This window comes from Pseudomonas sp. MM211 (assembly GCF_020386635.1).
Classification (GTDB): domain Bacteria; phylum Pseudomonadota; class Gammaproteobacteria; order Pseudomonadales; family Pseudomonadaceae; genus Aquipseudomonas.
Genome location: NZ_CP081942.1, coordinates 104,332 through 129,571 on the forward strand (window position 1 = coordinate 104,332; position 25,240 = coordinate 129,571).

Annotated in this window: 13 protein-coding genes and 1 pseudogene; 8 read left to right on the plus strand and 6 right to left on the minus strand. The window is 57.6% G+C overall.

Translation table 11 applies throughout. The annotated features are described in order from the left end of the window. Positions 1-111 precede the first annotated feature (111 nt). Positions 112-1,446, minus strand: coding sequence for an NADP-specific glutamate dehydrogenase (gene gdhA, locus K5Q02_RS00470; protein WP_225835331.1), 1,335 nt, complete (start codon positions 1,444-1,446; stop codon positions 112-114). Between the two features lie 267 nt (positions 1,447-1,713). Further along, positions 1,714-3,378 carry an energy-dependent translational throttle protein EttA gene (ettA, locus tag K5Q02_RS00475; RefSeq protein ID WP_225835333.1) on the minus strand — a complete coding sequence of 555 codons (1,665 nt, stop codon included), beginning with the start codon at positions 3,376-3,378 and terminating at the stop codon, positions 1,714-1,716. A 475-nt stretch (positions 3,379-3,853) separates the two neighbouring features. Between ettA and K5Q02_RS00480 the strand changes: the two are divergent. Beyond that, positions 3,854-8,031 (plus strand): annotated as a pseudogene (locus tag K5Q02_RS00480) (sensor domain-containing protein). Positions 8,032-8,168: 137 nt separating this feature from the next. After that, positions 8,169-9,422 (plus strand): serine hydroxymethyltransferase, encoded by a 1,254-nt coding sequence (glyA, locus tag K5Q02_RS00485; RefSeq protein WP_225835335.1) that lies wholly within the window; start codon positions 8,169-8,171, stop codon positions 9,420-9,422. Positions 9,423-9,627: 205 nt separating this feature from the next. Here glyA and K5Q02_RS00490 read toward each other — a convergent pair whose 3' ends face one another. Then, positions 9,628-9,840 (minus strand): hypothetical protein, encoded by a 213-nt coding sequence (locus tag K5Q02_RS00490; RefSeq protein WP_225835337.1) that lies wholly within the window; start codon positions 9,838-9,840, stop codon positions 9,628-9,630. A 375-nt stretch (positions 9,841-10,215) separates the two neighbouring features. On the opposite strand from K5Q02_RS00490, the gene K5Q02_RS00495 reads away from it, so the two are divergent. Together K5Q02_RS00495 and K5Q02_RS00500 are read left to right on the plus strand one after the other, a co-directional pair. After that, a complete protein-coding gene (locus K5Q02_RS00495; RefSeq protein ID WP_225835339.1) occupies positions 10,216-11,847 on the plus strand; it encodes a hybrid sensor histidine kinase/response regulator in 1,632 nt (543 codons plus the stop codon). A gap of 175 nt (positions 11,848-12,022) precedes the next feature. After that, positions 12,023-13,654: a hybrid sensor histidine kinase/response regulator gene (locus K5Q02_RS00500; protein ID WP_225835341.1), complete on the plus strand. Its 1,632-nt coding sequence runs from the start codon at positions 12,023-12,025 to the stop codon at positions 13,652-13,654. Between the two features lie 3 nt (positions 13,655-13,657). On the opposite strand, the gene K5Q02_RS00505 is transcribed toward K5Q02_RS00500, so the two are convergent. Then, positions 13,658-14,293, minus strand: a complete 636-nt coding sequence (locus K5Q02_RS00505) for a LuxR C-terminal-related transcriptional regulator (protein ID WP_225835350.1) — start codon at positions 14,291-14,293, stop codon at positions 13,658-13,660. 681 nt (positions 14,294-14,974) lie between these two features. Between K5Q02_RS00505 and K5Q02_RS00510 the strand changes: the two genes are divergently transcribed. Together K5Q02_RS00510 and K5Q02_RS00515 are read left to right on the plus strand one after the other, a co-directional pair. Continuing rightward, positions 14,975-15,403: a hypothetical protein gene (locus tag K5Q02_RS00510; protein WP_225835353.1), complete on the plus strand. Its 429-nt coding sequence runs from the start codon at positions 14,975-14,977 to the stop codon at positions 15,401-15,403. Between the two features lie 178 nt (positions 15,404-15,581). Further along, positions 15,582-17,573 carry an AAA family ATPase gene (locus K5Q02_RS00515; RefSeq protein ID WP_225835354.1) on the plus strand — a complete coding sequence of 664 codons (1,992 nt, stop codon included), beginning with the start codon at positions 15,582-15,584 and terminating at the stop codon, positions 17,571-17,573. Between the two features lie 314 nt (positions 17,574-17,887). Here K5Q02_RS00515 and K5Q02_RS00520 read toward each other — a convergent pair whose 3' ends face one another. Both K5Q02_RS00520 and K5Q02_RS00525 read right to left on the minus strand, forming a co-directional pair. After that, positions 17,888-18,700, minus strand: a complete 813-nt coding sequence (locus K5Q02_RS00520; protein ID WP_225835356.1) for an endonuclease — start codon at positions 18,698-18,700, stop codon at positions 17,888-17,890. Further along, positions 18,693-19,907, minus strand: a complete 1,215-nt coding sequence (locus K5Q02_RS00525; RefSeq protein ID WP_230124800.1) for a DNA cytosine methyltransferase — start codon at positions 19,905-19,907, stop codon at positions 18,693-18,695. The genes K5Q02_RS00520 and K5Q02_RS00525 overlap by 8 nt, the downstream gene beginning before the upstream one ends. A gap of 1,362 nt (positions 19,908-21,269) precedes the next feature. On the opposite strand from K5Q02_RS00525, the gene K5Q02_RS00530 reads away from it, so the two are divergent. Together K5Q02_RS00530 and K5Q02_RS00535 are read left to right on the plus strand one after the other, a co-directional pair. Then, positions 21,270-23,243, plus strand: a complete 1,974-nt coding sequence (locus K5Q02_RS00530) for a hypothetical protein (protein ID WP_225835359.1) — start codon at positions 21,270-21,272, stop codon at positions 23,241-23,243. Between the two features lie 110 nt (positions 23,244-23,353). Continuing rightward, entirely contained in the window at positions 23,354-25,051 is a 1,698-nt protein-coding gene (locus tag K5Q02_RS00535; protein WP_225835360.1) for a hypothetical protein, read from the plus strand. Positions 25,052-25,240 lie beyond the last annotated feature (189 nt).

The window sequence follows — 25,240 nt, forward strand, 5'->3', positions numbered from 1 at the left end:
GTGCTGGACCCAATAGAAGATGTTTTGGCTGCCAGATCGATCAGGGCAATGGCCCTGCCTGACGAGGGGGTGAGATAGCGCAGCAGGATTGCCCTGCTGCGCATGCAGCGTTTAAACCACGCCCTGGGCCAACATGGCATCCGCCACTTTGACGAAACCGGCGATATTGGCGCCTTTCACGTAATTGATGGTGCCGTTCTCCTCGCCGTGGCGCACGCAGGCAGCGTGGATGGACTGCATGATGCCGTGCAGCTTCTCGTCCACTTCGCCCTCGCTCCAATGCAGGCGCATGGCGTTCTGCGACATTTCCAGGCCGCTGACTGCAACACCACCAGCATTGGATGCCTTGCCGGGCGCGAACAGGGTACCGTGCTCGATAAACAGATCCACGGCGTCCAGGGTGGTCGGCATGTTGGCGCCTTCGGCGACGCAAACGCAGCCATTGCCCAGCAGCGTGCGGGCGTCGTCCAGATTCAGCTCGTTCTGGGTCGCGCATGGCAGGGCGATATCGCACGCCAGACTCCACGGCCGCTGACCAGCCAGGAAGCGCAGATCGCTGCTTTGCAAGGCACTGAGGCGACCGCGCTTACGGTTCTTCAGCTCCATCACGTCCTGCCACTGCTGCTCGCTGAAGCCACCTTCGGCGTAAAGTGTGCCTTCCGAATCGGAGAAGGAAATGACCTGGCCACCCAGATCCATGACCTTGCGCGCAGCGTACTGCGCCACGTTGCCGGAGCCGGAGATCGCCACGCGCTGGCCGTCGAAGCTGCGGCCACGGGTCTTGAGCATTTCCTCGGCGAAATACACGCAGCCGTAGCCGGTGGCTTCCGGGCGAATCAGGCTGCCGCCATAGGCGAGGCCCTTGCCGGTCAGCACCGAAGAAAACTCGTTAGCCAGACGCTTGTACTGACCGAACATGTAGCCGATCTCGCGGCCACCAACGCCGATATCACCGGCCGGCACGTCGAGATCCGCACCTATATGGCGGTACAGCTCGCTCATGAACGACTGGCAGAAGCGCATCACTTCGGCATCGCTCTTGCCCTTGGGGTCGAAGTCCGCGCCGCCCTTGCCGCCGCCCATGGGCAGCGAAGTCAGAGAGTTCTTCAGCGTCTGCTCGAAGGCCAGGAACTTGAGCACGCTGAGGTTTACCGAGGGGTGAAAACGCAGGCCGCCTTTATAAGGGCCGATAGCGCTGTTCATCTGAATGCGAAAGCCGCGGTTGACCTGCACCTTGCCCGCATCATCGACCCACGGCACACGAAACAACACAGCCCGCTCGGGTTCGACGATACGCTCGACGATCCCTGCCTGTAGGTAATGAGGATTGGCCTCGAGGAATGGCCACAGGCTGCGCAGCACTTCTTCCACCGCCTGGTGGAATTCCGGCTGATCAGGGTCGCGCTGCTTCAGGCGGTCGAGAAAGCGGTCTACGGAAAGCGTCATGAAAAGCTCCTGGCGTCCCTGCGCCGATAAATAAAGTGGCGCGACTCTAGCAAGAACTTATCGCCCTAAAAAAGGGCGAAATGACGCTTTTATGAAAGTTTTTGGTGCTTAAACGTAAAATACCGTTCAAATATGACTGATAGGCGCGAAATTAACGCACCAAAATAAAACAAACAGCGCACCAAAATACTCAGAGAGATAAGAGCCAGGCGCTGATGAGCGCAATGAAAAACGGGGCCATTCGGCCCCGTTTTTCGTTTACATCGCTTACTGCGCCAGTTTCTTGTGGCGTACCCGGTGCGGCTGGGCGGCGGCGTCGCCGAGACGTTTCTTACGGTCAGCCTCGTACTCGGTGTAGTTGCCTTCGAAGAACAGTACGCCGTCGTCCTCGTAGGAGAGGATGTGAGTCGCCACGCGATCCAGGAACCAGCGATCGTGAGAGATCACAATGGCGGCGCCAGGGAAGTCCAGCAACGCATCTTCCAGCGAGCGCAGGGTTTCCACGTCGAGGTCGTTGGACGGTTCGTCGAGCAGCAGAACGTTAGCGCCCTCCTTCAGGGTCAGCGCCAGGTGCAAGCGGCCACGCTCACCACCGGAGAGATCCTTGACGAACTTCTGCTGGTCGGCACCCTTGAAGTTGAAGCGGCCGACGTAACCACGGGACGGCACCTCGTAGTTGCCGATCTTGATCTGATCCAGACCATCGGAAACCGCTTCCCAGACCGACTTGCTGCCGTCCAGGTCGTCGCGGCTCTGATCCACACAGGCCAGTTGCACGGTGTCGCCGATCTCGATGCTGCCAGAATCCGGCGCTTCCTTGCCCATCAGCATGCGGAACAGGGTCGACTTACCGGCACCGTTACCGCCGATAACGCCAACGATGGCGCCCTTGGGTACGCTGAACGACAGGTCTTCGACCAGTACGCGGTCGCCATAGCCCTTGGTGACGTTCTTGAACTCGATGACCTTGTCACCCAGGCGCGGACCGGCCGGGATGTAGATCTCGTTGGTCTCGGCGCGTTTCTGGAATTCCTGGGACTGCATTTCCTCGAAACGCTGCAGACGAGCCTTGGACTTGGACTGGCGGGCCTTGGCGCCTTTGCGCACCCACTCCAACTCTTCCTTCATGGCCTTTTCATGGGCCGACTGCTGCTTGGACTCCTGCGCCAGACGGGACGATTTCGCCTCCAGCCAGCCGGAGTAGTTGCCTTCGTACGGGATGCCCGCGCCGCGGTCGAGTTCGAGAATCCAGCCGGCGACGTTGTCGAGGAAGTAACGGTCGTGGGTGATGGCTACCACAGTACCTGGGAAATCGTGAAGGAAACGCTCCAGCCAGGCCACCGAGTCGGCGTCCAAGTGGTTGGTTGGTTCGTCCAGCAGCAGCATGTCAGGGGCCGACAGCAGCAGACGGCACAGCGCTACGCGGCGCTTCTCACCACCCGACAGGTGCTCGACCTTGGCGTCCCAGGCCGGCAGACGCAGGGCGTCGGCAGCAACTTCCAGCTGGCGCTCCAGATTGTGACCATCGCTGGCCTGCAGGATGGCTTCCAGCTTGGCCTGCTCGGCGGCCAGTTTGTCGAAGTCGGCATCCGGCTCGGCGTAGGCAGCGTAAACCTCATCTAGACGCGCCTGGGCATCCTTGATGCCGCTCACGGCCTCTTCGACCACTTCACGCACGGTCTTGCTAGGGTCGAGCTGCGGCTCCTGAGGCAGGTAGCCGACATTCAGTTCGGGCATCGGACGGGCTTCGCCGTCGAACTCGGTGTCGACGCCAGCCATGATTTTCAGCAGGGTCGATTTACCCGAACCGTTCAGGCCGAGCACGCCGATCTTGGCGCCCGGGAAGAACGACAGGGAAATGTTCTTGAGGATCTCGCGCTTCGGCGGCACAACCTTGCTCAGCCGATGCATGGTGTAGACGTATTGAGCCAAAATTCAGACCTCACTCATAAATGGCAACGATGGCGCGCACCCTATGCGAAGACGATGCGTCACGCAAACGGAGAAATGTCGCGCCGGGCGAACCGATCACGCTGATTCCGACAGCCCGCCCACTGGAACGGCAAGACTAGCTCATGGCACTCGACCACGGTTGCACGCGGCCCGAAGGGCGCCCGCTAGCACTAATAAAGAGGAGAAAGCCTCGCAAGACTGTAGCGAACCAACGCTGCACTATTTTCGGCGATCTCGCGGCGACTAGAAAGAGCCGGCAAACGCAGGGCGCTCGTCGGTCACGCTGGCACTTCGCCACAGTTGTGGCATGCTAGCCGCCCTTGGGAAGCGGACGTCCTGCTTAACTAAGCTTTTCAGTAGCATCACCGGCCTTATTTATCCCGCTGTTGCAGGACTTCATCACGTGTCAGCGCCCAACACCAAGCGCCCCTACCGCGACCCACAGATTGTGCCCATGCGCCGCTCATTCAAGGGCGCTCTGGTGGTACTGGTGCTGGGGGTTCTGGTGTTGCTGTTATGGCAGTTGCAGCTCGAGTTCAAGCAACTGAAAGATAACCAGCGCGCGCTCAGCCTGGCCGTGAGCGAGCAATTGGCCAAACAATTGAGCCTGAGCATGAGCTCCATGGCCAACGCCGGACGGGCCGTGCTCAATGCCACACACAAGCCCGAAGCTACTGCTGGCTCGGCGCATGCTGCTTATCTGAACAACCTGCGCGTGGTATTTCCATCCCTGCAAAGTATCGCCCACCTGGATAACGCCGGGCGCGCGATGTATGACAGCGCGCCGCACAGCAGCGATCATCAATTGCTTGCCGAGTTGATCGGGCGCAGCGCCGACCACGCCTACCATTACGCATTCTATCCGCAGGGCGACGGGCGCATCTATCTTCTGCTGCAGGCCTCCAATGAGAGTGGCTACTGGGCGCTGCGCCTGAACGCCAATGCCCTGAAAAGCTGGCTACTGCATAGCCGACAGAACGATTTTCCCTGGTTGCTGGAGGACGCCATCAGCGGGCGGGCGATCACCGACTCGCGCAGCGAAAACCTGCAAGAGGGCAGCTACCCGCTGGTCACGGCAGCCAACCAGGCGCAGACCATTCTCCTGCAAGACCTGCCCGGCTCCGACTGGCAGCTTCGCGCCATGCTCAACGAGCGAAAGCTGCAGGCCCAGGTGCTGCCGGAAATCGCCGGCAAGTTCCTACTGTTCAGCCTCTGCGCCCTGCTTACCCTGTTCGCCCTCTACCGCCTGGTACGTGAGCAAAGCCATCTGCACGCGCTCAACGCGGCGTCGCGGCGCTCCCTGCACCAGGCCGCTAGTGCCCTGGGCGTTATCGAGGAACGGGTATTGGTGACCGACAGCAACGGCCGCCTGACCTACCTCAACCCGCAGGCCGAGGCACTCTTCGGCCTGACCAACCGGCACGCCGGTGAATGGCACCTGCTGGAACTACTGCCGCGCCTCGATCCGTTGCTGCTGCACGCAACAGCCTTCCACAGTGACCTTGGGCCGGATCTGGTAGAAATTCGCCAGGACGGTGACATCCGTCTGTTCAACATTACCCGCAGCGATCTGGGCGACGAAGCTCGCCACCTGGGTTTTGTCTGGGTACTGCGTGACGTCACCGAAGAGCAGCAGGCCACCCGCGTACTGCAGGAAGCCCGACGACGTTATCAGGATATCTTCGACGGCACCGGCACCGCCCTCTGCGTGCTCGACCTCGCCGGGCTGTACCACTTTCTGCACGAAGAAGGGCTGAGCAGCGGTGCCCAGTTGCAGCCCTGGCTGCAGCGTCATCCGCAGCGCCATGGCGAACTGCTCAAGCACATGCGCATTACAGAAACCAATCAGGTTGCCCTGCGCCTGCTTGGCGTGAACACGCCCGAACAGGCCTGGGAGCAACTGATCAATCGTGGCGATGTGAACCCGGCCGGTTTCCGTGCCCAGCTCAGCGCCGCCCTGCTAGACGGCGGCGGCCATCTCGAACTGGAAAGCCACATCGAAGGCGTCCACGGTAGCGTCCGCCATCTGTGGCTGGTGATGCGCCTGCCCGAAAGTGCGCAAGACCTGCACGCCGTGGCCCTGAGCATCAGCGACATCACCAGCCGCAAGCGCATGGAGTTGTCGCTGGTCGAGCGCGAGCGCTTCTGGTCGAAGTCGTACGGGCGGTGCCGGACACCCTCTACGTCAACGACATCCCGTCGCGCACCCTGCTGTTCAGCAATCACGATATCGGCAGCAAACTGGGTTACGACGCCGCCTTCGTGAAGGCCCAGGGCGATAGTTTCTGGAAACGCATCATCCACCCTGACGACAGCGATTTGTACGGGCGCGTTCGCAACCTGCAAACCGTACTGAGCGACGGCGTACTGCTCGAGTCGCAGTTCCGCGCGCGGCACCAGGATGGCTCCTGGCGCTGGCTCAGCATCACCGAACAGGCGCTCTCGCGAGACAGCAATGGCTGGGTCGGCCGCCTGATCGGGGTGGCCAAGGACATCACCGAGCAGATCGCCCGCAACGAATCGCTACGTGACAACGAACAGCGTTACCGCATGCTGGCCGAAAGCATCAGCGACGTGATTTTCTCCACCGATAGCCAGCTCAACCTCAACTACATCAGCCCCTCGGTACAAACGGTGCTCGGTTACTCGGTGCCGTGGGTGCAGAAGCATGGTTTCGAGGGCCTGGCCACCAACCCGCAGCAACTCAGTGGCGTCTACGCCCTGCTCGCCCGCATCCGCGGCGCCATGGGTGTGCCACAGCAGATGCACGAACTGCGACAGAACCTGACGCCACAACTGTGCGTCTTCGATTGCCTGCGCGCCGATGGCCGCAAAATCCCGGTGGAACTGCGCCTGGTACCCATGTGGGACGACAACGGGCGCTTCGAGGGCCTGCTCGGTGTGGGCCGCGACATTGGCCAGCAGCGCCGCGCCGAGAAAGACCTGCGCATGGCTGCCACGGTATTCGAGCACTCCACGGCAGCGATTCTGGTCACCGACCCGGCGGGCTACATCGTTCAGGTCAACAACGCCTTCAGCCTGGTCAGCGGTTACAGCTCCGAGCAAGTGCTCGACCAGTTGCCTGGCATGCTCACCGCCGACAACCAGAAAAATAATCACCTGAACTACGTGCTGTCCCAGCTTCACTTGCGCGGCACCTGGGAGGGCGAGATCTGGCTGAGACGCCGCAACGGCGAGAACTTCCCAGCCTGGGTCGGCATCACCGCGGTACATGACGAAGAAGGCGACTTGGTCAGCTACGTGTGTTTCTTCAGCGACATCAGCGAGCGCAAGGCCAGCGAACAGCGCATCCACCGCCTGGCCTATTACGACGCCCTGACCCAACTGCCCAACCGCACCCTGTTCCAGGATCGCCTGCACACCGCCCTGCAGCATGCCGAGCGGCATCGCGAGTGGGTGGTGCTGATGTTCCTCGACCTCGACCGCTTCAAACCGATCAACGACTCCCTCGGCCACGCCGCCGGCGACCGCATGCTCAAGGACGTCGCCATCCGCCTGGCCGCCTGCGTGGGCGAAGACGACACCGTGGCACGCATGGGCGGTGACGAATTCACCCTGCTGCTGCAATCCAATGGCAGCCGCGAGGGCGCTCTGCACCGTGCCATCCACGTCGCCGAACAGATCCTCGCCAGCCTGGCCCGCGCCTTCGTGCTGGAAGGCCGCGAATTCTTCGTCACCGCCAGTATCGGCATCGCCCTCAGCCCGCAGGACGGCCACGAACTGAGCCAGCTGATGAAGAACGCCGACACGGCGATGTACCACGCCAAGGAACGCGGCAAGAACAACTTCCAGTTCTATCAGGCAGACATGAACGCCAGCGCCCTGGAGCGCCTGGAACTGGAAGGCGACCTGCGCCACGCGCTGGAACAGGGCGAATTCCTGTTGCACTACCAACCGCAGTTCTCCGGCGACGGCAAGCAGCTGACCGGCGTCGAGGCGCTGCTGCGCTGGCAGCACCCTACGCGCGGCCTGGTCGCCCCTAACGCGTTCATACCGGTACTCGAAGAGCTCGGCCTGGTGGTGCAAGTCGGTGAATGGGTGCTGGCCGAAGCCTGTCGCCAACTGAGCACCTGGCACCAAAACAACATCCATGTGCCGAGGGTTTCGGTGAACCTGTCCGCCCGTCAGTTCAGCGATGGCGACCTGCACCAGCGCATCGAACGCATCCTCAGCCAGAGCGACATCCCCGCCGCCTGCCTGGAGCTGGAACTGACCGAAAGCATCCTCATGCAGGACGTGGCAGCAGCCATGCAGACCCTGAACGACCTGAAGAACCTCGGCCTGTGCATCGCCATCGACGACTTCGGCACCGGCTACTCGTCGCTCAACTACCTCAAGCAGTTCCCCATCGACGTGCTGAAAATCGACCGCAGCTTCGTCGACGGCCTGCCCCAGGGCGAACAGGACGGGCAGATTGCCCGCGCCATCATCGCCATGGCCCACAGCCTGAACATGACGGTGATCGCCGAGGGCGTGGAAACCCAGGAGCAGCTCGACTTCCTGCGCAACCACGCGTGCGACGAAGTGCAGGGCTACCTGCTTGGCCGGCCGATACCCGCCCAGCAATTCGAGGCGCAGTTCGGCGGCCAGCACCCGTTCACACTCGAATAACGTCGCCGCAAGCGGCGCGAGCAGGACGTGAGCGCCGCTTATCCTGGCCATGATCACGCTTCATATGCCTGGCCAGCTCGGATGCGTTAGAATCCGCACCCTATTTCATCCGCCCAGCTGACTTTCAGGGGATTGCCATGTTCAGCCGTGATTTGACCATTGCCAAGTACGACGCCGAGCTCTTCGAAGCCATGCAGCAAGAAGCTCTGCGCCAGGAAGAGCACATCGAGCTGATCGCCTCGGAAAACTACACCAGCCCGGCAGTCATGGAAGCCCAGGGCTCGGTGCTGACCAACAAGTACGCCGAAGGCTACCCGGGCAAGCGCTACTACGGTGGCTGCGAGTACGTGGATATCGTTGAGCAACTGGCCATCGACCGCGCTAAAGAGCTGTTCGGCGCCGATTACGCCAACGTGCAGCCACACGCAGGCTCGCAAGCCAACGCCGCTGTTTACCTGGCCCTGCTGAGCGCCGGTGACACCATCCTTGGCATGAGCCTGGCCCACGGCGGTCACCTGACCCACGGCGCCAGCGTTTCCTCCTCCGGCAAGCTGTACAACGCCATTCAGTACGGCATCGACGGCAACGGCCTGATCGACTACGACGAAGTCGAGCGCCTGGCTGTCGAGCACAAGCCGAAGATGATCGTCGCCGGCTTCTCCGCCTACTCGCAGATTCTCGACTTCCCGCGCTTCCGCGCCATCGCCGACAAAGTAGGCGCCTTGCTCTTTGTTGATATGGCGCATGTCGCAGGCCTGGTCGCTGCTGGCGTGTACCCGAACCCGGTACCGTTCGCCGACGTGGTGACCACCACCACCCACAAGACCCTGCGCGGCCCGCGCGGCGGCCTGATCCTCGCCAAGGCCAACGCCGAGATCGAGAAGAAGCTCAACTCCGCCGTCTTCCCGGGCGCCCAAGGCGGCCCGCTGGAGCACGTCATCGCTGCCAAGGCGATCTGCTTCAAAGAAGCGCTGCAGCCTGAGTTCAAGACCTACCAGCAGCAGGTCGTGAAGAACGCCCAGGCCATGGCCGGCGTGTTCATCGAGCGTGGCTTCGACGTCGTCTCCGGCGGCACCGAAAACCACCTGTTCCTGCTCTCGCTGATCAAGCAGGAAATCTCCGGTAAGGACGCCGACGCCGCACTGGGCAAAGCCTTCATCACCGTCAACAAGAACTCGGTGCCGAACGACCCACGCTCCCCGTTCGTGACCTCCGGCCTGCGCTTCGGCACCCCGGCAGTCACCACTCGCGGCTTCAAGGAAGCCGAGTGTAAGGAACTGGCGGGCTGGATCTGCGACATCCTGGCCGACCTGAACAACGAAGCGGTGATCGACGCCGTTCGCGAGAAGGTCAAAGCCATCTGCGCCAAACTGCCGGTTTACGGCAAGTAAGCGGCAGCGCTGCAAACGAAAAAGCCCGGCCGATGCCGGGCTTTTTCATGCCTGGTGAACAATCATGGCCCCCAGGATGGCCTGCCACCTCACCGCCGAAAGTAAACGCCACACACGAAAAAGCCGCGCAGTGCGCGGCTTTTTCGGTAGCAAACCAGCTCGGTTTCCCGAACAGGCTGGCCGGGCACTCATGCCCCAGGCGTGATCAACGCGATGCAGCGGCCGGTGCGGCAGTAGCGGTGGCAGTGCACGGAGCGCTGGCACCGAGGCCGGCGGTCATGCTTTCGACGTTGTTGAGCACGTCGTTGCCCTGGTTGACCTTCTGGGCCTTCTCCGCCGCCTGCACGCGCGAAGCGTAGGTGGTCGAGTCGCCCTGGAAGCTCTGCTGGGTTTCCAGCACGGAGTTGGCAATGCTCAACAGGCTGCGGCCAGTGGAGATCAGGTTATCGGACGTGCTCGGCGTGCAGGGCCGCTGGCATTGGCCGCCTGCGTGTTATTCAGCAAGCCCTGGCTTTGCGTATTCTGCGGCAGGCACCCGGCAAGGGTAGCCAGCATCGGGGCAATGAGCAGAGCCCCAAGCGTTCCTTTGATGCTCATGTGAGATTCTTCCTCGACGACCTGCCTTCGACCCATTGCCGAAGCGATGCCCGCGATTTTAAGAAGGGGATGGTCGCGGCGAAATAGTACGGGTGTGCTAGAGGCACGTTGTGCGTTTACTGCTGCCTTGCGCCTGCAAAGGCCGGCGGCCTATGGTGTGCGAGTGTCCGAATCAACTAGCTCGTAGGAAATTTACATGTCCGTGACCGCGCCCCGCGCGTACGACGCCGAGCGTGCTCAGGCGGTGGTGCGTCTGATCATCTCGCCAATCGCCATTGGCTACACACTGATGCTCTACCTGCTGTCCATGGTCGAGGCCATAGTGGCCTGGCAAATAGTCCTGTTTGAGGCGATGTTTTTTGCCGCAGGCCTGGCGCTCTGGCTCGACATCCGCCGCCGCCCCGGCAACCGTCCGGTGCGGCGAGTGCTGACCATGCTCATCGACTACACCACCATCACGCTGGTCATTACTGCAGGTGGCGCGGCCATGCTGCCGATCTATGCCGTCCTGCTCTGGGTGACCGTCGGCTACGGCCTGCGTTACCAGTCGGGCTACCTGCTGCTGGCGACCATCATGGCCACGCTCTCGCTGCTAATCATCGCGAGCACTTCGGCCTACTGGCAGTCGCAGCCTTATCTGATCTTCACTCTGCTGCTCACCACCCTGATGGTGCCAGCCTACATACACACCCTGCTCAAGCGCTCGCGCCGCGCCGCTGAGGCCGAGCAGGCCGCCAACCTGGCCAAGTCGCAGTTTCTGGCACAGGCCAGCCACGACCTGCGCCAGCCCATTCACTCCATCAGCCTGTTTACCGCATGTTTGCGCGACAGCCGCTTGGGCACCGAACAACAGCGCCTGGTGGAGAACATCGACAAATCGCTGCACAGCGTCTCACGCCTGTTCCGCTCGATTCTCGACATGTATTCGCTAGACAGCGGCAAGGTCGTTCCGCAGATAGAGGCTCTGCCACTGCACAAGCTCCTGCACCACCTGATCCAGCAGAACACCGAGGCAGCCCGCTGGGCCGGAGTGGATATGCGCCTGCACTGCCCGCCTGTTTACGTACGCGCCGATCACGCCCTGCTCACCACCATGCTGCAGAACCTGCTCTCCAACGCCTTGAAGTACGCCCCTGGGCAACCCGTGCTGATCGGCTGCCGGCGCAAAGGCCCGGGCCTGTCCATCGAGCTGTACGACAAAGGCCGCGGTATCGCCGAAGCGCATCTCGACAACATATTCGAAGAGTTCTACCGCGTGCGCCAGGCGCGCGACACTGATGTCGACGGAATGGGTCTGGGGCTGACCATCGTCAGGCGGCTAGGCACGCTGATGGGTCTGCGCATTCGCATTCGTTCCGTGGAGGGCCGGGGCACACTCGCAGCCATCGACGGCCTGCAGTCGGTAGCGGCACCGGTCGAACGCATCACCACGGCACAGAGCAGCAACCAGGCACCGCGTATGCTGGATGGCTTGCGGGTATGCCTCATCGAGGATGACCAAAACGTACTACTGGCCACCGCCACCCTGCTGACGAAGTGGGGCTGTGACGTCGCCACCTTCACCTCGCTACCCGACGTGTCGACGGACTTCGATCTGGTGGTCACCGACTTCGACCTCGGCCGGGAAGCCTCCGGAGCCGACTGCATCAACCATGTGCGCGCACTCAGCGGCCGCAACGTACCTGCCATCATCATGACCGGCCACGACGTTCGCCGTGTTCAAGAGCAATTGGGCGACGAGGACATTCCGATCCTGTCCAAGCCCGTGCAGCCCGCCGAGCTACGTTCGCTGCTGGTGGCACTGAAACTCGGATCGCAAGCAGCCTGACGCTTAGTGCAACCCAGCCTGCGCCGCCTGGCGGCGGCAACTGCGCGGGCACCGACGCCCAGCGAGTACGGGGGTGCGAAAGGTACTTTGCGCGTTTACTGCTGTATTGCGCCTGTAAATGCCCGCGGACTATGGTGTACGGATACCAGAACCACATGGCTTCTAGAGAATTCCCATGTTCGCGACCGCCTCCCCCACATACGATACAGAGCGTGCCCAGGCGGCGGTGCGCTTGATCATCACGCCTATCGCCATTGGCTACACACTGGTGCTTTTCCAGCAATCCATAATCGGGGAAGCGCTGGCCTGGAAGATCTTCCCGCTTGAAGCGGTGTTCTGTGTCGCCGCCCTGACGCTCTGGTTCGATATCTGCCGCCGCCCCGGCAACCGACCGGTGCGACGAGTGCTGACCATGCTCATCGACTACTGCGCCATCACGCTGGCCATTGCCACGGGTGGCGCGCTCATGCTGCCGATCTATGCAGCGCTACTCTGGATAACCGTCGGCTATGGGTTGCGTTACAGATCGGGCTACCTGCTGCTGGCGACCATCATGGCGACACTCTCGCTGCTAATCATCGCTAGCACTTCGGCCTACTGGCAGTCGCAACCTTATCTGATCATCACCCTGCTGCTCACCACCCTGATGGTGCCGGCTTACATACACACTCTGCTCAAGCGCTCGCGCCTGGCAACCGAAGCCGAGCAGGCCGCCAACCTGGCCAAGTCGCAGTTCCTGGCGCAGGCCAGTCACGATCTGCGTCAGCCCATTCACTCCATCAGCCTGTTCACCGCCTGCCTGCGCGACAGCAGCCTGGACAGCGAGCAGAAGCGCCTGGTGGAGAACATCGACAAATCGCTGAACAGCGTTGCCCGCCTGTTCCGCTCGATTCTCGACATGTATTCGCTGGACAGCGGCAAGGTGGATCCGCAGATGGAAACCCTGCCGCTGCACACTCTGCTGCAGCAACTGATCCAGCAGAACACCGAGGCAGCCCGCTGGGCCGGAGTGGATATTCGCCTGCACTGCCCGCCTGTTTACGTACGCGCCGATCACGGGCTGCTGACCACCATGCTGCAGAACCTGCTCTCCAACGCCTTGAAGTACGCCCCGGGGAAACCCGTGCTGATCGGCTGCCGACGCAAAGGCACGGGCCTGTCCATCGAGCTGTACGACAAGGGCCGCGGTATCGCCGAAGCGCATCTCGACAATATCTTCGAAGAGTTCTACCGCGTGCGCCAGGCGCGCGACACCGATGTCGACGGAATGGGGCTGGGGCTGACCATCGTCAGGCGACTAGGCACGCTGATGGATCTGCGCGTTCGCATTCGCTCCGTTGAGGGCCGGGGCACACTCGCAGCCATCGACGGCCTGCAGCCGGTAGCGGCACCGGTCGAACGCCCCGCCCCGGCACAGAGCAATACCCTGGCGCCGCGCATGCTGGATGGCTTGCGGGTATGCCTTATCGAGGATGATCAGAACGTGCTACTGGCCACCGCCACCCTGCTGACGAAGTGGGGCTGTGACGTCGCCAGCTTCACCTCGCTACCCAACGTCTCGACGGACTTCGATCTGGTAGTCACCGACTTCGACCTCGGCCTCGAAGCGCATGGGGCCGACTGCATCAACCATGTGCGCGCACTCAGCGGCCGCAACGTACCCGCCATCATCATGACCGGCCACGACGTGCGCCGTGTTCAAGAGCAATTGGGCGACGAGAACATTCCAATCCTGTCCAAGCCCGTGCAGCCCGCCGAGCTGCGCTCGCTGCTGGTGGCGCTCAAACTCGGATCGCAAGCAGCCTGACGGTTAGCGCAACCCAGCCTGCGCCGCCTTGGCGGCTGCAGCTGCACGGCTGCTGACATCAAGCGTGCGCAGCAGCGAAGAGACATGAATACGCACGGTAAAGGGAGAGATGTCCAGCTCGCGGGCGATTTCCTTGTTCGACAGGCCGCGAACCAGTAACCGCAACACGTCCTGCTGGCGCGGCGTCAGTTGCTCGAGCAGTTGCCTGCCCTCGGTAAAGGCCGGCACCCCGGCCGGGCCCAGGCTGAGGACGAAATCCCCCGCACGCACCGCCAGCAGCCCGGCAGCAATTTCGTCGGGCGGCGTCGCCTTGCCGATAAAGCCATCGGCACCAGCCACCATCACCTCGTCGATCAGCTCGCGGTTGTCGACCATCGACACGATCACGATGGAGCTGCGCTGAAATCGCTGGCGCAACCCGCCAATGGCCTGCGGTGATTGCCCCGGAAACAGCAAATCGAGCATGAACAAGCTGGGCGCCGCACCGGCACTGGCCAGGGCGAGCACCTCGTCCATGTCACCTGCCTCGAGAATGCAGGCATGGGGAAAGACGCGCTGCGCGATGCGGCTCAGGCCTTCGCGGAAAACCGGATGATCATCGGCCACGATAATGCGGTCTTGCTGGAGTTGTTCAATCATAAGGACGTTTTCATCATGGGCTCAGACTAAGGTCATATCCATGGGGGCGCTAGCACCTGGTTCTCAGTCTGGGCCCATAGGGCCGACTCATCGATCAGGTGCAGACGCCGATCAAACGACATAGACCTTCAAGCGGTTTGAAAGATCCTGACCTACGTGGCGGACTCGGCCTGGAATTGCAGACATGAAAAAGCCGCGCAGTGCGCGGCTTTGAAGATGGTGGGCCCACACGGACTCGAACCGTGGACCAAAGGATTATGAGTGACCTAGAAACGCCTCAAGGCCAGTAAAACCGTGAGTAGCTTAGTGCAAGTAAAACAAGCTGAAAGCAGCGTCGTTACTGGGCTTAAGTGAAATCTTTAGAAATTTGTAAAAGCTGGACACTGTACCGCCAGTGTACTGATTTATGTACTAACTAATCGTCAGCGTCAGCGTCAGCCATTGGTTGTCCAGACACCGCACTAATTCCCCACACTCTAGGATCACAAAGCTTTGCAGTATTTGGCTTGGGAGATTTTGGAGGGACTAGGATCGGCACCAGGTGAATAAGATCTGAGCCGACCCACACCATCAGCCAAGTAGCCCCCCAAAGTCACATTTCGCAATCACATAATTACTGGAGACATAGCAAAAGGCCATCTGCCACCTACGCTCAAGGATTCCCTCGTGAGATAGCGCACCATGTCGACGATTGAGATAGAACCGGTAGTAACTGATGATTTTGAGGCTTGGCTAAACGGTCGCCCCAAATGGCTGCAGACAGCAGCTCGAATGCTGATTGATTCGAAGCGGCAGTTGAACCAGGTGGAGATCAAAACGCTCGCTAGACTTTGCAAGCTTGAGGCGAATAATCAAGCTGATCCAGGATTTCTGACCGTAACTCCTGGCACGCTGTCACAGGCAGCCAGAAGGCCCCTGCTTCGGATTGACGAAATCCTTGATGTGCATGGGTTGAACGCGATAAAAGCCGGCGCCAACCTCCCATTCGGCAAAAGTAATCTGTCGGTAATCTACGGACAGAATGGAACCGGTAAAAGCGGATTTGCACGACTGATAAAACAGATCTGCGGATCACGGGTTCAAGGACGACATACACAGCAATGTTTTTGATCCGACACCTACGCCGTGCCGTGCGCATTTCAAGATTTCAATTGACGGGAATCCAGCCGATGTCCATTGGGACATTCCCAGCGGGCCTCACAAAGCGCTAAGACATGCCCAGGTGTTCGATAGCAAGGCAGCTCAGCAGTACATGGGTCGAACTGAGGCGTGCTATGAGCCCAGCCGGATGAAATTTGTATCGGCTCTGATCACCACAGCTGACGCCGTGAGCGCGGAGCTTGCCGGAGAAAAAGCATTACTCAGTAAAGTGCTACCCGCCATTCCGGAGATACTGAATCACACCACTGAAGCGAAATGGCTTCAAGGCCTGAAAGGCACGACTACTCCCGCAAGCATCGATAATGAATGTCTGTACACCGACCAGCTTGATAGGGAGCGTATAGAGAACGAATCCTTGCTTGCAGAGAAAGACATTGCGGGTCGCCTTTTGACCATCAATAAAGAAAAAACTGCGCTAAAAAGTATTGAGACAGCGATGTCGACGCTTCAGGTGGGAATGAACGATGCGACGGCGGGTGAACTGGAAACTCTCAAAGATTCGGCCGTTAAAGCGAGGAGAACCTGCGATGAAGCCGCGGTAGCCATTTTTGGACAAGCAGAACTTGAGGGGGTGGGCTCCGGAACCTGGCAGAAAATGTGGGAGCAAGCACGAGCTTACTCCAGCAGTACAGCTTACGTGGAAACGGCATTCCCTAACGTCTCGGCTGGCTCACGTTGCGTACTTTGCCACCAAAACCTCAGCGAGGACGCGAAAGCTCGTCTGACAGGATTCGAGAAATTTGTAACCGATGGCCTCGAAACCACCGCCAAGGCGGCTGAGAAAAGCTTTGCTGATCGCCAAAAAAGGCTGCCAGCTCTCCCCGGACAAGCTGACTGGATTGTCCAGATGTCCACTCTAGGTTTTGAAGAGGCCGACGGGATCACCTGGCTTGGTCTGTTGAAAACACGGTTTGATCAAATGGCATTGGGCAGCCCTTTAGGCACCTTGCAATCTTTCGACTGGTCGAGAATAAACGAAGCGGCGAAAACTAAGTCTGCAAACCTAATCGAAGAAGAGGTGAACCTGTCGGCCTTGTTGAAGGATGAGCATCGTCAGACAATGCAGTGCCGAGTACAGCAACTCCAAGCCAAGCAATGGCTTTCTCAGAACAAAGCCTCAATCAGCGCTGAAAGGGCAAGATTGATCGCCGTTGCTGCAATGGATAAAGCGTCACGCTCAGCTGCTACTAACGCCCTAACGACGAAGAAGAATGAGCTGGCGAAAACCGAGCTGGACGCTGGTTATCAGACTCGATTTCTGGATGAACTGAAGCTTTTGGGCGGCCACCGCATGCCCATCGCCCCTCAGAGTAAATCGGGTGGTAAGGGGAAGATCACCTTCGGGTTAAACCTAGTAGGTGCACATGGTGCACATGGCCTAGACTACATTTTGAGTGAGGGTGAAACTAGAATCGCGGCACTGGCTGCATTTCTAGCAGACACCACTGGGTCTAACCAACTGGCCCCATTCATTTTTGATGATCCGATTTCGTCGCTTGACCAAGATTTTGAGGAGAAAGTCGTCGAGCGATTGGTGTCTTTATCCACAACACGACAGGTCATAATTTTTACTCACCGTCTTTCTTTAGTGGCATTAGTCGACGCGGTTACCGAGAAGTGGAGCAAGATGCCAGCAATGCCATCCGTGAAGCCAACACTGACTTCGCTTAGGAGAATGGACAAAGTGGCTGGCATTGTCGCCACTGCCAGCGCTCGAGACCTAAAACCGGAAAGCGCGGTTCGTGGATTGATCGACAACACTATTACGCGCTTGAAAAAACACCAGGAAAGGGCTGAGGTCGACGATTACGAGACGCTCGGCAAAAGCGCATGCAGTGACTTCAGGGTCATTGTCGAAAAAACGATTGAGCACATTCTATTAGCGGATGTTGTAGGTCGGTTCAGACGTGCGATCAATACACAAGGCAAGTTGCACAAGGTCGCCAAAGTATCACACGAAGACTGCGTATTCATTGATGACCTGATGACGCGTTACTCAGTATTTGAACACGCCCAGTCAGATGAGAAGTCCAGCAGCACTCTAGAGCTCGATGTCTTTGAGGCCGACGCAGTGGCCTTGCAAAAATGGATAACCGAGTTTGGATCGAGAGCCAGCTAGTATCGTGAGTTGAGCATGGGTCAGAATCATGTCGAGTACTCTGATTCTGATCCACCCTAGCACTCGAATCCATTACCTCACACAGACATAACGATGTACTTAATGCTCTGTCACTCCTCCTGCTGAGGGCTCAAGAAATCAAAGGTCGTTAGCGTGCCGCAGTTGAGGGTATATGCTGTAGCCGTCTTGGATTAGGCAAGACCGGAGCCGTAACAAAGCTGAGGCCACACAATCGTGCGGCCATTTAGAGATCAGGGATATACCAACGTTCTGCTGCATGTTCACCGCTATTCGTACTGTTTTGCCTACGAGGGCTAGCTAACCCGGGAATTATATGACTGTAGGTCCTCCCCGCTAATATCTACGGAAGGAACTAAGCGGTAGTGTTTTTCCTCTACCACACGTACTTCTCCATTCTGCAAGGTAAGCTCAAACATCGCAATCCGATCATTACTCATAAATTGCGCTGAGATTGCCCGGCATACCAAATCAGGGAATTTCTCTCTGCAATACGCAATGTCTTGATTAGTCTGTACAACACCATGTTTGTCAGAGCCGCCTTTGGCTTGAACTGGGACGACGAACTGACGCCCGTGCCGATCAACACCGACATACATTTCATCAATTTCGATTTGGCCAACTGACTTAAGGTTTGTACGTAAGTGGTTCTGTAATGAGTACGCCGTTATCCCTAAAAAAATATCTATCAGTCTGTTATAACGCAGTTTAGCCAGCAGTGCTTGCTCATCGCTTAGCGCATATGCAGAAATAATCTCTGGCGTCGAGTCTGGAATCTTGATGGTTATGAGATCCTCACGTGGGAGGATGCGGCTCAACTTTGTGAGTTTAAAACGGTACAGCGCTTGGCCGGAGCCTTCAATAATCCACTCGGCCCCTTCAGAGGCAGTGGAAAGGATGCTCTGGGGTAACTCATACCGATAGCGAAACGAGTAGATCAAATCTCCCAGGTTCTTGGGAAGCTCAATATCAAGTTGCTTCGCAACAGAAACGATTTCCGTTCGTGCAAACTGAAATTCTGTTAAGCCTGCTTGGTAATGAGAAAAGAATATGCTCTCGATAATCGCAGCATAGCGATTCTGCTTTTTGGTTGGTGTTTTATCAGGCATAGGACTCATCCATGAGCGGCTCGTTTAAATCGGATTTACGCGTGCGCTGAGCGATCGTATCTCGCGGGACGTCAAAGTATCTGGCAGCGGTGCCCATGTCGAACCCTAGCAATGCAGTGTCATCTAGGCTGAGCTTCTCCTTAGGCGCCTTTGGCTTTCGTCCGAGTGCTTCAATAATAGAGCTCGCGATGGCGCGCCCTAAGAGGGGCGGAACGCTGTTGCCGATTTGCCGAAAGCCATGCCACTTAGTGGTATGGAATCGAAACCAATCCGGGAAAGAGTGGAGCCGAGCAGCCTCTCTGACAGTAATTACCCGAGGAAGATCAGGGTGGATGGGTCGCGGAGAGGTAAACGCTCCTCTGGCACTATCGGTACCAGCTCTGAGCGTGTTGCAGAGGCCGTCGGTAGGTAGTTTCCGAAAGCGACTGATCGGCTCCGTCTTTCCTTGTTCGGTTGCCAAGAAGCGTTCTTGAGATAGAGCCGAATGCTCCGTACGAAGGCTCGATGTCAAAAGATCTTGATCAAATTCACGCACATAGCTGAAATCTTTCGGATCCGGGTCTAGTCCACGAAGTCTGCGGGCATACCTTGCTTCGGTATACCAATTGGTTCGCACCGCATCGCTACGTATCAATTCGTCAAAACTGTTTGCATCGGGCAGGTCACCGATAGCCTCGCCAACCGTTACCCTTTCCGATAGCGGGGCCGGATAGGCTGCTGGTGCATGCCCTCTGCGAGTCCCCAGAAGGAACAGACGCTTACGATCTTGTGGGACGCCATAGTCAGCTGCGTTGAGGACTTTGTAAGGCAGCGCCACGTCGTAACCAGCCTCACCAAGCGCTTCGATTAACTCATTCAAAAATTCGGCATGTTTCCCGAGGGTGAGCCCTTTAACGTTTTCGAAAACGCAGTACGTCGGCTGCAGCTCCGCAACGATACGAACGTAGTGAAAAACTAACTGATTTCTTGGGTCATCCAGCGCACGCTTTCCAATCATGGAGAAGCCTTGACAAGGAGCACCACCGAATACCACATCGATGGTACGGTCACCGAGACCTGCTAAACGCCGAATTTCATCGCCTGATATGTCAGTGACACTTGCACAAATGGTCCTGCAGCGAGGGAAGTTGTACTCGTGGGTGGCGCAGTGAATCGGATCGATCTCGACTGCAGCTGCTATATCGAAGCCGGCCTGCTCGAACCCCAAGGACAGCCCTCCTGCGCCGGCAAAGAGGTCAATGCCAATAGGACGTGCGTAACTCGATCTGGATGAACTCATTTAACCTATTTCACTAATTTTCGGTGCCTCACGGCTCGCCCCTTGATGGAGGAGCCGCAGCATAAATTGGTGTACCGAGCAGCCTGCGTGCCCTAGCATATCGATACTAAGCGTGCCCATTGTGGTCGCTCGCCTGACAAGCAGGCTGATCCGGCATGATGAGGGCATTTTAGCCCCAACGGATGGGCTAATGAATCTCGCAATTTTCGATCTGCGGACGATACCGGCAACCAGCGTGAACACCAAGCGTCCATATTGTGAAAGCCTGCAATGGCGATGAGAGGGCGTATTCAGGTATCTCAGGTCAGGCTTCATGTCGTAGGCGACGACATACGTACGCAACGTGTTCCACGACATGTCAGCTTTTGGCCTTTCGCGTTGAACGGGGTCTCGCTGCTCCGCGTCTCTGCATCGCGACCGACAGCGCCGAGCATGGTAAGCAAGGGCCCCTGGGCGGGATGCGGGGGCGCGGCAGCGGGCAGGCGGTTCGGCTTTCAAGGGGTAGGTGTGGCCAGTCGCGCTACAGCTAAACCCAGAAGGGCATTCATGGGTTGGCTCATTTTTGAGCCGATTAGCGAGCCTATTCGGCTCATTGCCTAATCCCCAAACCAGGTTTTTTAGCTTGAGGAGCAGCTTTGGTCAGGGGTGTTGATCCGGCTCCATCAGGCGTATCAGCACTTCTTCGCGAAATCGAGGGAAGAAAATCCAGTTCCTTTACTTAAAGTTGTACTCGCCGCCCAGCTCATTTCACCAGGATTCATGCAGCTCTGTGATCTGTGGGTTAAATGACTAGGAGCGCACAGCGATTGAGCCTGTAGGCAGTATTCGGGCAGACATGTGTATTCGCATTGGCTCCGACATCAATTCGCATGCCTAACCGACACTGATTCGCACCTCCGACAGCCATTGCACGCCCGACACCTATCTGCACCATGCCAACATTTAGCTTTGCCCACGCCCAGATAGCCGTTCACTAACTCGTAGTTCCAAATTGCTTCTTGCCGATGACCGCTGCCGGCCAGAAGCGGCCAGATACATTCATCGGACTCCAGCCAAGACAATGCTTTTCCGCGGGGCCGATCAGCGGTGAAAGCCTGTAACGCGTGCCTCATGATCCGAGCTCTATCCGCATCGTACCTCCCCATCTCGGCTCACCGTAGCCGAGGATCGCTTTTCCTGGCGACGTCTTGGCTTTTACAGTGCTTTTATTCCATAAATAAGCCATCAATTAGCCTTCCCCCAATCATGAGTCGGCTGGGATGACGGAGCTCCATTTTTCTGAGGTGAAATATGCGAATTACAGCCTCCCATATCGTCAACTGGGCCAGTACTCAAGCTAAGGAAGCGCAAACTGATCTGCCACGCTGGGTGAGACGGCTTTGCTTCGACCCCGAAACAACTCTCCAACTTTCATTCCCTGCGGGTGACTCCACCTATGTACCAGGCTGGGATGGTGCTCTTTTCCGTGAGAGGGGTAACGCTTGGGTGCCCTCAGGAGCATCCCGCTGGGAAATTGGCTGCGATCAAAATGTGCTCGGCAAAGCTAACGGCGACTACCAAAAGCGGACAGAGCAAATAAGCGAAAAAGAACGCTTGGCGTGCACCTTTGTCTTTGTCACTCCTCGGCGCTGGACAAAAAAACTCGACTGGGTGGCGGAGCAATGCAGCAAAGGCGAATGGGCCAGTGTTCGGGCCTATGATGCAGACGATCTAGAGCAGTGGCTGGAACAAAGCCCGGGAGTGGCTTTGCAGTTTGCCGAAGAGCTGGGATTGAGTGGCTGGGGTGTCGTGAGCCTATCAAGCTACTGGGACTCGTGGGCACAACAATGTCGCCCTCCCATCACTCCCGAAGCACTATCCATGAACCGCACTCAAGTGTTTGACGTTCTGGGTAAAAAAATCCAGGAGACCAACACTTCGCCGGGCTCGATTCATCCACTGGTGATACGTGCTGACAGCGTGGAAGAAGCAGCCGCTTTTACAGTGGCAGTGGTAATGGCCTCCCGTGATATGCAAAACCATGCCATGGTCGTGACCGAGCCTCAGGGTTGGCGTTATGTGGAAGCGAATCCGCAACTGCGGATTGCTATCGCGGCAAGGACTGAAACAGCCCTTAATCCTGTACTGCGCGAAAATCTACGAGTGATCGTGCCTCTCGCAACGGGTGATCTGGGCGGGAAACCGGAAGGCGATGAACTGGTCTTGGAACGACCGAATATTTACGAGTTCGAGAAAGCCCTCATCACTATCGGCATGGAGGAATCCGATGCCAAACGTTATGCCCTAAGTACCGGACGCTCCTGGACCGTACTTCGCCGGCAAAGAGCCATAAACCCTGCTATCCAGCAGCCCAATTGGTTGCTTACCCCACAATCATCCAGCCTGCCCCTGTTTTGCCTGCTTGGAGCTTGGTATTCAGACACAGCTGCAGATCGACAAGTCGTCGAGAAGCTAGCTGCCCGACCTTATGAAGAAATCGAGCGCGATTTACGCCAACTCGCCCGACTTGACGATGCCCCAGTGCTGAATATCGGTGCGGTATGGAAAGCTAAATCGCCGCTGGAGCTGCTTGACCAATGTGGAGACCGAATCACCAGCGGCCAACTGGATCGTTTTTTCTCCATTGCACGAGAAATGCTCTCAACACCTGATCCTCAGCTGGAATTACCGGAGGAAGAGCGGTGGATGGCACAAGTCCACGGCAAGGTTCATTCCCACTCGGGACTACTGTTTGAGTCGGTCTGCGACTCACTCGTGAAACTTGCTGTGCGCGGCTCAGAACAAATGGGGCTCCAAACACTAAACATAGAAGAGCGCGTATCAGGGTTGATTCATGAGCTGCTCAATAAAGCCGATGGTCAGCGCTGGCTTTCGTTGGCCTCCTATTTACCCACCCTTGCAGAGGCCGCCCCAGATGAGTTTCTCCGTGCCATACAGAACAGTTTGCGGATGCCAGATGCGCCAGTGACAAGGCTTATTACCGAAACGAGTGATTCTGGGTTTGGCGGACGCTGCTGGCACTCCGGCTTGCTTTGGGCATTGGAGGTCCTCGGCTGGGCTCCACGGCGCTTGGCCTCAGTGGTTCTAATCCTGGCCCAGTTGAGCCATGTACCCATGAAAGGGAACTGGGGCAATAAACCTAGTAGAAGCTTGGTCGGCCTTTTTCGCTCTTGGCTGCCGCAGACCGCGGCTAGCTTGCCGGAGCGTATCGAAGTGCTCAAATTGCTGATTGATCGGACCCTAAAGCCGCTTTTCGTGTATTGAGAGCGGTTGCAGAAGTCGGCCAACAAACGGCCTTCCCTGCACACCGACCAAAGTGGCGTGATGATGATGCTGGGGCTGGCCGTGGCGTTACCTACGATGAAATGCATGAAATGTTGGATTTCGCCAAGGGAAGGCTACTTCAACTGAGTGAATGCAACGCTCCTCGAATCGTCTCATTGCTGCAAAAAACCACACTTAGAGATAAAGAGGAGCTACCCAGGGTGCTGGCGCTGATTGAGCCCTTCACCCTGCCAACAGCGAAAGATGAAGATCGGGAAATTATTCGACTTGCGCTTCGACAGATTATTCATTGGCATCGTAACTACGACGACGCACCAGCTAACGAGTTGAATGAATGGTTGTCACCCGCAGAAGCATGCTACGAGCTACTTGCCCCACAGGGCTTGGTCGCTCGCCATCGCTGGCTTTTCGACACCCATTGGCTGGAGTTACCTAGCCGCGATCATGACGACGACTCTTGCGAGCGCGGTAATGCCATAACTCAAAAGCGAGCTTCGGCATTAACCGAAATTTATCAGGCTCAATGCATGGTCGGCATAGAGAACCTAGTCGAGGTGTGCGCTGAGCCCAGCACTGTCGGGGCCATATTGGCCCGGGTTGTGTGGGACGATATTTTCTGGCCAGAATGGATTACAACGAAGGGCGAATTTTTCTCTACTGGAACGCCCATGGGGCTATGTATCGCAGGCTTTCTTCAGACACTCCCTGCCCCGGCTTCGGGTGAGCTTCTTCAAGCGGTAATTGGACTAAGTAAACAGGATGGATGGAGGCCTGAAAAGTTAGCCCGGTTCTTGACTTTGGCGACACCAAATCAGGAGACCTGGCAGCTAGTCGAGGCATGTGGCCCGGACGTTTCTGCAGCCTATTGGCAGGCTGTGCGACTTTATCACCGAGGCAACGACACGGATCTGGAGTTTGTATTGGAGCGTCTCTTGGTGGCTAAACGGCCAATGAGCGCGCTTCAATACTGCCAATACTCACTCGAAAAAACCGACCCTACCCAACTATTCTCAGCTCTTCAGCAGCTACTACATGGAGAGGTGGAAGAGGGTTTAAAACTCGAGTCTTGGCACCTAGAGAAAATGTTAGGCCGGCTGGAGGATTCAGGTGAAATCGACAAGATGGCACTGATACATCTTGAATTTTGGCTATTTCCGCTTCTTCGATATGGGAGCGAAGTCAAGGCCAATGCCTTGTACGAAGGAATTATGTCAGAGCCCGAACTTTTCAAGGAGTTAATTTGTTTGATTTTTAAACCAGAGCATGGGAACAGAGAGGAGCCGAATGAAGTATATAAGGCCTCTGCAGAACGTGCATGGAGCATTTTGCACTCTTGCAAGCGCCTACCAGGTACTCAACCGGACGGAAGTATTAATGGAGATGTTTTTCGAAAGTTCATCGAAGAAACACGTGATTTGTGCAACTGTGCTGATCGACCCACCATGTGCGATCAAACTCTGGGACAAATACTTGCTCATGCCCCAGCAGATGAAGATGGCACTTGGCCTTTTACTCCCGTAAGAGAGCTACTCGATAATCCAGAACTAGAAGAAATGAGGAGCGGATTCTGCATTGGCACATCGAATAAGCGTGGAGTCACCAGCCGACTACCTTGGGACGGGGGGGATCAAGAACGGACGTTGGCCATGTACTTCCGTGATCAGGCGAAGCGAATTCAACACTCTCATCCCGTTGTGGCAACAATGTTGGAGGAAATTGCTAAAGGCTACGAGCGCCATGGGAAACGTGAAGATATAGAAGCCAATCTCAGGAAAGAGAGCTTTTAACAGCTCCGTGGTCGCCTAGGTTTCGTTAGATGCCCAAGCCATAGATACCAAACACTCTTGACCTTCCGCTTCTGGCCGACCCCTGCCGGTCGACGACAGGCAGAAACCGGCCAGAAGCGGTCGATGAATATCTATAAAAATCAGGAAATTCATTGTGAATGACGTGGCGATTTCATTGCTTTAGAAGAC